The organism is Pseudomonas sp. Ant30-3, from assembly GCF_000690905.1.
Taxonomy (GTDB): domain Bacteria; phylum Pseudomonadota; class Gammaproteobacteria; order Pseudomonadales; family Pseudomonadaceae; genus Aquipseudomonas.
Map to the genome: position 1 here is coordinate 1 of NZ_JMCL01000187.1, position 449 is coordinate 449.

Consider the following 449-nt stretch of genomic DNA (forward strand, 5'->3'; position numbering starts at 1 on the left):
CGCATTGCAGACGGCGACCACCGAGCTGGCGACGGCCATCTCGCAAGAACCGGGATTCCAATATCCGATCAGTTCCTATCAGGCCAATGTGCCGCAGCTTGACGCCGTAGTGGACCGCACCAAGGCGAAGGCACAGGGCGTGGCCGTGACCGATCTTTTCGATACGCTGCAAGTGTACCTGGGTTCGGCGTATGTCAACGACTTCACGCGCTTTGGCCGCACCTTCCGGGTGATGGCTCAGGCGGACGCACCGTTCCGCAGTTCTGTCGAGGACGTGGTCAAACTGCGCACCCGCAACGCCAATGGCGACATGGTGCCCATCGGCAGCATGGTGGACGTGCGCAAGACATTCGGCCCCGATCCCGTCATCCGCTTCAACGGCTATCCATCTGCCGACCTGATTGGTGAGTCAGATCCGCGTCTGGTGTCGTCATCGCAGGCATTGCAGC

1 protein-coding gene is annotated in these 449 nt (G+C 61.2%); it reads left to right on the forward strand.

Annotated features, from left to right (window positions below; genetic code table 11):
• Positions 1-449 (forward strand): efflux RND transporter permease subunit (locus DU29_RS01000000130680; protein WP_033051077.1); only part of this gene is annotated, 449 nt, incomplete at both ends.